This is a genomic window from Candidatus Kosakonia sp. 282A-S69 (genome assembly GCF_029433855.1).
GTDB classification, from domain to species: domain Bacteria; phylum Pseudomonadota; class Gammaproteobacteria; order Enterobacterales; family Enterobacteriaceae; genus Kosakonia; species Kosakonia cowanii_A.
Window position 1 is genome coordinate 201757 of record NZ_JAROAU010000005.1, and the last position, 236, is coordinate 201992.

Sequence of the window (236 nt, forward strand, 5' to 3'; positions counted from 1 at the left end):
CGGAAGCCGTTTAAGCAAAATGTACCGTGAAAACATCGGTGAAGCAGACATTTTAAGCGAGCTGCGTGTCCTTCTTTCCCGCTATGCGAAAGAACGCGAGGAAGGCGAGCATTTCGGTGACTTTGTCATCCGTGCGGGCATTATTAAAGCAACAACTGACGGTACGAATTTTCATGATTGAGAAAACTAAGAAGAGAGACAGGGAATAGCTTCCTGTCTCTTTTTTCTGTAATTTG

Annotated in this window: 1 pseudogene; it reads left to right on the forward strand. The window is 44.5% G+C overall.

The annotated features are described in order from the left end of the window. Positions 1-181: pseudogene (locus PU683_RS21905) on the forward strand (sulfite reductase subunit beta); the annotation flags it as partial. Positions 182-236 lie beyond the last annotated feature (55 nt).